General features: G+C 38.6%; 3 protein-coding genes and 1 pseudogene. 3 read left to right on the top strand and 1 reads right to left on the bottom strand.

From position 1 onward, the window contains the following. The first annotated feature begins 313 nt into the window (after positions 1-313). Positions 314-1,855 carry a MutS-related protein gene (locus I6E24_RS14785; RefSeq protein ID WP_235329334.1) on the top strand — a complete coding sequence of 514 codons (1,542 nt, stop codon included), beginning with the start codon at positions 314-316 and terminating at the stop codon, positions 1,853-1,855. Between the two features lie 66 nt (positions 1,856-1,921). Continuing rightward, positions 1,922-4,069 carry a ribonuclease R gene (rnr, locus tag I6E24_RS14780; RefSeq protein WP_235329332.1) on the top strand — a complete coding sequence of 716 codons (2,148 nt, stop codon included), beginning with the start codon at positions 1,922-1,924 and terminating at the stop codon, positions 4,067-4,069. A gap of 127 nt (positions 4,070-4,196) precedes the next feature. On the opposite strand, the gene I6E24_RS14775 is transcribed toward rnr, so the two are convergent. Then, positions 4,197-6,422, bottom strand: coding sequence for a glycoside hydrolase family 3 C-terminal domain-containing protein (locus tag I6E24_RS14775; protein WP_235329330.1), 2,226 nt, complete (start codon positions 6,420-6,422; stop codon positions 4,197-4,199). A gap of 272 nt (positions 6,423-6,694) precedes the next feature. On the opposite strand from I6E24_RS14775, the pseudogene I6E24_RS14770 reads away from it, so the two are divergent. After that, a pseudogene (locus I6E24_RS14770) lies at positions 6,695-6,933 on the top strand (hypothetical protein); the annotation flags it as partial.

Raw genomic sequence — 6,933 nt, 5'->3', positions numbered from 1 at the left:
AACTTATAAAAAATTATTACCGACAACAATATGCTGCCGGTAAATATTTTATTGCCTTTATTCATATGAATATACCAATGGAAGCCTTTGGAATCATTCTACCGTAAATCATTTTAGAGGAAAGATAGTGCAAACCGAGTGAAGCACAAAGTTTTCAAGCTTTTGTTTCTGGGCGCAGCCTATCTTATCAAAAGACAATGCTTCTTATTTTATAACAAAACAATCTAACTTTACTATTGTTTACATCAACAGTAATAAATTGCATCTTTTAGTTTTTGTAAGTATATTTGCATATATAAGTATTCCGTCAACTATGGATAATGACATCAAAGCATACGATACGTACCGCAACAGGACTTTCGGGGAAAAAGGACTGCCCGAAAATGTCCGTCACGAACTGAACATCGACAGTTTGTGCGAAAATCTTGACTTTACATCATCATGTATAGGCAGACAGTATTTATATCACATAGTATGTAAAGATGAGATTTCGGAAATCAGGGATAACGAATCTCTGATAAAGGAACTACATGATGACATTCCATTACGGAAACAGCTCATAGGGTTACTAGGGAGACTGAATAAACCTGATGCTTACACAATAACAGAGTTATTATACGGAAAGAATACTGATTATTCGCAAAGCTATATCAACGCAATCAATATCTGCCGGTGGATGCCGTTGGTTTTCCTTCTATGTACTTTTTTAAGCAACATTCCGGGGCAGTTTCTTATCCTTCTTCTTATATCATATATCGTAAACTGCTATCTGCATCTGAAACAGAAAAGTCAACTTTCATTATATTATTTCTCAATACCACAACTTTACAGACTTATTCAAACAGCTGGAAAGATTGCGGCAATCAGTCTATTTGCCGATACGGACAGAAATATCCATCATTACATCAACAACTTAAAGGAGCTGACCAAGAAATTACGCTTATTCCGTATAAGTATAAATCTGGACAGCAACGCGGCAATGCCTTTATTCATGTTTACAGAGTTGCTGGACATATTCTTCCTTCATACCGCAACAAACGTAATAAACTCATTCCGTCTGATTGATAGCAAACGTAAAGATATCGACGGTGTTTTCCGTTTCATCGGATTTCTGGACGTGATTTGTTCATTGTCTTTTCTTCGCGAAGAGCTACCTTATTATTGTCATCCCGCCAAACTGGGAAATGACGAAAAGCTGTTGGCAAAGTCCGTCTATCATCCTCTGATAGACAACTGTATTCCAAACGACATATCAATATCCACGAAATCAATCCTCATTACCGGCTCGAATATGTCGGGGAAAACCAGTTTCATACGCACCATTGCGATAAACGCCATAACCGGCAAGGCTCTCAACATCTGCTTTGCGAATGAATTCAGAATTAGTACTGACAGACATATCCTTTCTGTGATAAATACTGAGGACAATCTGGAAAACGGGAAAAGCTATTTCCTCACAGAAACTGAAAATGTGAAAAAGGTATTCGACCGTGCTATATCGGGCAACTATCTTCTGGTATTCGACGAGCTGTTCAAGGGGACAAATACCGCAGAACGCATTTCCATCAATGCCGCTGTATTGAAAGAACTGGCAGGACATAACAATATAGTACTGGCTTCAACTCACGACAACGAGCTGACCTCTCTCCTTGACAATGAATACGAGCTTTATCATTTCTGCGAGGATATCGAGAACGATACTCTGGCTTTCGATTACAAAATAAAGAAAGGCACTGCCAATGAGGGTAACGCCATAAAGATACTCGGACTGTACGGTTATCCGGATTATATTACAAAAGAAGCAGAAAAAATAAGAAACTGTGGTACTTTTACCGGCTCAAAGGAAAATAAATAAGACTATTATATCTTTATTCCATTTATTTTGCTTACTTTGTAGAAACTAAAAAAGAAAGGAATAGCTATGGCTAAAAATAAAAAAGAAAAAAAAGGCGGAAAAAGAATGAAGAAAAAAGAGATGTCGGAACTCATCATAAACTATTTCCGCAACAAACCGACTGAGGCTATAAGCCTTAAGCAATTATTCCTGGGACTGAAACTAACAACTCATCCTTCAAAAATGCTATGTACCGATATTGTGAAGGATATGACAGAAGACAACTTCCTGATTGAAGCCGAAAAGGGAAGGTGGAAACTGAATGACAGAGGTCAGATTATGACAGGAACCTTTATCAGAAAGAGCAACGGCAAGAACTCGTTCATACCTGACGATGGAGGGGAACCTATCTTTATTGCTGAAAGGAACTCGGCCCACGCCATGAACAACGATAAGGTGAAGATTTCTCTATGTGCAAAATGCAAGAAACAGAAGATAGAAGGACAAGTGATAGAAATTCTGGACAGGGCAAAAGCTACATTTGTAGGCACACTGAAAGTATCGAAAAACTATGCCTTCCTCATTACGGAAACAAGCACACTTGCCAACGATATCTTTATACCTAAGGAAAAACTGAAAGGTGCAAAGAATGGCGATAAGGCTGTAGTGAAAATTACAGAATGGCCGGACGAAGCCAAAAATCCTTTCGGCGAAGTTATAGACGTGCTTGGACAGGCAGGCGAAAACAACACCGAGATGCACGCCATACTGGCTGAATACGGATTGCCTTATACTTATCCGCAGTCTGTAGAAGCTGCCGCAGAAAAACTGTCGGCAGAAATCACAAAAGAAGATTATGCAGAACGTGAGGACTTCCGAGGTATCACCACATTTACTATCGACCCGAAAGACGCGAAGGACTTCGACGACGCGCTCTCAATCAGACAACTGAAACCGGGACTCTGGGAAGTAGGTGTACACATTGCCGATGTTTCGCATTATGTCAAGGAAGGCAGCATCATAGACAAGGAAGCACTGAAACGTGCCACTTCCGTTTATCTTGTAGACCGTACGATACCTATGCTACCGGAACGTCTGTGCAACTTCATCTGCTCGCTGCGTCCTAACGAAGAGAAACTGGCTTACTCAGTGATATTCGACATGAACGAAAAGGCTGAAGTTAAAAACTATCGTATCAGACATACAGTGATAAAGTCCGACAGACGTTTCACTTACGAAGAAGCTCAGAATATCATAGAAACCGGTGAAGGCGATTTCAAGGAAGAAGTGCTTGAACTGAACAAACTGGCTCAGATACTCCGGGAAAAGCGCCTTGCTGCAGGAGCAATTGACTTCGACCGCTGCGAGGTGAGATTTGAAATTGACGAAAAAGGAAAGCCTTTGAGCGTTTATTTCAAGCAGTCTAAGGAAGCAAACAAACTGATAGAGGAATTCATGCTTCTGGCAAACCGTACCGTAGCGGAACATATAGGAAAAGTGCCAAAGAACAAAAAGGCAAAGGTATTCCCATATCGTATCCACGACCTGCCGGACCCAGACAAGTTGGACAACCTTAACCAGTTTATCGCACGCTTCGGTTATAAAATCCGTACAAGCGGAACAAAAACAGAAGTATCAAAGTCTATCAACCGCCTGTTGAAAGATGTAAGCGGAAAGGGAGAACAGAACTTAGTGGAAACAGTGTCATTGCGTTCAATGCAGAAGGCAAGATATTCAATCCACAACATCGGTCACTATGGTCTTGCATTCGATTATTACACTCATTTCACTTCACCTATACGCCGTTACCCTGACCTTATGGTTCACCGTCTGCTGACACGCTATCTGGACGGAGGACGAAGTGCACAGGCCGACAAGTATGAAAGCATGTGCGAACACAGCTCTGCAATGGAACAGACCGCCGCAAGTGCTGAACGCGCATCAATCAAATACAAGCAGGTAGAATTCATGAGCGATCATATAGGAACTGTTTATGAAGGAGTAATCTCCGGAGTGACTGAATGGGGAATATATGTAGAAATAAACGAGAACAAATGTGAAGGTATGGTAGCAATGCGTGACCTAGGTAATGACTATTACGAGTTCGACGAAAAAAACTATTGCCTTATCGGCAGACGTTATCATCAGAAATTCAGCCTTGGTGATGCAATAAAGATAAAAGTGGCACGCGCCAACCTGGAAAAGAAACAGCTGGATTTCGTGCTGGCGGAATAAAATAGGCTTTAAGAATTTTAATCCGGGGTCCAGATTTCTTACGCTGAATGCATAAAAGCTTCAAGTACAATAAGTAAAAAAAGTCAGAGAAAAATCTCTGACTTTTTTTACTTATACAATAATAATATCATTTTATGAGCTCAAAACCGACACGCCCCTTAATATCAGTAGCGGAAGCTGCAATTACAGCTTCAAACTTACCCGGTTCAGCAACCCATTCATGCAGTTTGTCGTCAAAGAAGCATAAATCGTCCTTCTTAACACTGAAAGAGACCTCTTTTTCCTCACCCGGTTTCAAAGACACCTTCTCAAAACCTTTAAGTTCCTTTACAGGACGAGGTAAATATGATTTCTTGTCGCTTATATATAACTGTACAACTTCTTTTCCTTCCAACTTACCGGTATTCTTGATTCTTACAGAAATATTTATAGAATCATTACTATGGATCTTGGTTTTATTAACAGTTGGCCTAGAGTATTCAAATGTTGTATATGACAGTCCATGTCCAAAAGGGAACAGAACCCTATCTTTTTTATTCTTGTCACTCCATCTGTAACCGACAAAAATACTTTCCTTATATTCTATATCTATAATAGAATCAACCCTTGTACCGGAATATTCTCCCAATTTATGGCTTGAATAGTCTTCCAACTCTTTAAGGAAAGTAAATGGCAATTTTCCACTCGGATTAACATCACCAAATAATACTCCAGCCAATGAATTACCAGCCTCAGATCCAAGATACCAATCCTGAATTATAGCCGGAACATTGTCAACCCAAGGCATTGCAATGGCATTTCCAGATATATTTACTACTATAAGATTCTTGTTTGCGGCAGACAATCGTTTGATCAGTTCATCCTGGTCATACGGAAGATTTAAGCTAATTCTATCAGCATCTTCACAATCCTGTCCGGCACTCTTGTTAAGTCCTCCAATGAATATTACATAATCAGCTTCAGAAGCCAATGATACAGCTTCGGCAATAAGTTCCTCTTTACTTCTGTTGTCTGTCAAATCCTGACCTGTAATAACTCCATTATATTCTCCACTGGCATCACCTACATATCCTCTGGCATATACCACCTCGATACTGTCGTTAACCCTTGATTTTATACCATCCAGCGGTGATACCTCTCTCTGAACTTTCAAAGATGAAGAACCACCTCCAACAGTCATCATTTTTATTGCGTTTTCTCCGATTACAGCTATTTTCTTTGCTTTTCTGATATCTATTGGAAGAATATTCCCATCATTCTTTAAAAGGACAATACCTTCTTCTCCTATTTTCCTTGCTGCCTGATAATGTTCGTCAGTAAGCATAGACCCCCATGGTCTTGAAGTATTCATTTCTGTCCTGAATATAAGTCTCAGAACTCTTCTAACTTTCTCGTCAAGTATCTCTATTGAGGTCTCATTATTTTTAAGTTTCTCCAAGTAAGGATTTGCCAGATAATAGTAGTTATACGCATTGCTGGCACCATTTGTCAAACCATTAGTCCAACTACCGAATTCCATGTCAAGCCCATTGTCTATAGCTTCTTCTGTATTATGAACTCCTCCCCAATCTGAAACTACAACGCCATCAAAATTCCATTCTTTTTTAAGAATATCATTCAACAAATACTGATTATGACACGCGTGCTGGTTCTTGTACAGATTATATGCTCCCATAATGGCCCATGCCTTACCTTCCTGAACGGCAGCTTTGAATGCCGGAAGATATATTTCATATAAAGCTCTATCATCAACTATCACGTTTGTGTTATGCCTGTTTATCTCATGGTTATTAAGGGCAAAATGTTTTACACAGGCTGCCACTCCATTGGACTGAACACCTTGTATATAAGGAACAACCATTTTTGATGCAAGTAATGGATCTTCACCCATATATTCAAAGTTCCTTCCGTTAAGTGGGGTTCTGTATATATTAACTCCAGGTCCTAACAAGACAGTTTTTTTACGAAATCTTGCTTCCTCTCCAATACTTTTTCCATACAAATAAGAAAGCTCAGGATTCCACGTTGCGGCAAGACACGTTAGAGCAGGATATGCGACACAAGAATCATTTGTCCATTTTGCCTGATCCCACTCATCCCATAAAACTTCAGGGCGAATTCCATGAGGCCCGTCTGTCATCCAAACATCCGGAATACCTAGCTTCGGAACACCAGGACTACTAAACTTACTCTGCGCGTGTATTATTGCCACCTTCTCCTCCAGAGTCATTCTTGACAATGCATCTTCAACTCTTTCTTCAATCGTATTCGATTGATTAAGGTATATAGGTTTTTCTTGTGCTGCTACTAATAATGCAGCAAATAACGTAACGGTAAAAAATGTTTTTCTCATGCGTTTAATTATTAAAATTTTAGGATTATTAGTCATTCAAAAATAGCAATGATTTATATCATAATTGTTGGTATGTGGTATAAAAGTGGATACTAGTACCCCTATATTTTCAATAGTGCCTTAATAATCAGCTGCTTATTAAAATCAACAAATTCTTTTTAAGTGGATTTTATAAATATTTTATTTGCCAGATTTTGGATATATTTTTTTTACACTTTGTACTTTGAGAAAAAAATATTTTCTTTGTTCTAAACTATGACAAAATATATTATATGATAAGAACATACCTTTTTTTAACATTACTAATATTATCAATTAAGGCTCACTCTGAAACTAAAGATTCTATATTGAGTGTTCTTGATCAGACTATAGATAACTCCAAAGTTTATACCCAAAATAGAGTCGCAGAAATAAACACAATAAAAGAGAAATTGAATAAAGATTCATTATCGCCAATATTAGAATACGAGTTAAATAATTCATTGTTTGATTTATATAGAAGCTATATAAG

The sequence above is a fragment of the Bacteroides caecigallinarum genome, from assembly GCF_021530995.1.
Classification (GTDB): domain Bacteria; phylum Bacteroidota; class Bacteroidia; order Bacteroidales; family Bacteroidaceae; genus Phocaeicola; species Phocaeicola faecigallinarum.
Note: the sequence above shows the minus strand (reverse complement) of the source record. Positions and strands in the feature narration are given on the sequence as shown.

Excerpts from the sequence above, each read along its gene's own strand:
- I6E24_RS14785 (WP_235329334.1), top strand. The coding sequence starts at position 314 with ATGGATAATGACATCAAAGCATACGATACGTACCGCAACAGGACTTTC.
- rnr (WP_235329332.1), top strand. The coding sequence starts at position 1,922 with ATGGCTAAAAATAAAAAAGAAAAAAAAGGCGGAAAAAGAATGAAGAAA.
- I6E24_RS14775 (WP_235329330.1), bottom strand. The coding sequence starts at position 6,422 with ATGAGAAAAACATTTTTTACCGTTACGTTATTTGCTGCATTATTAGTA.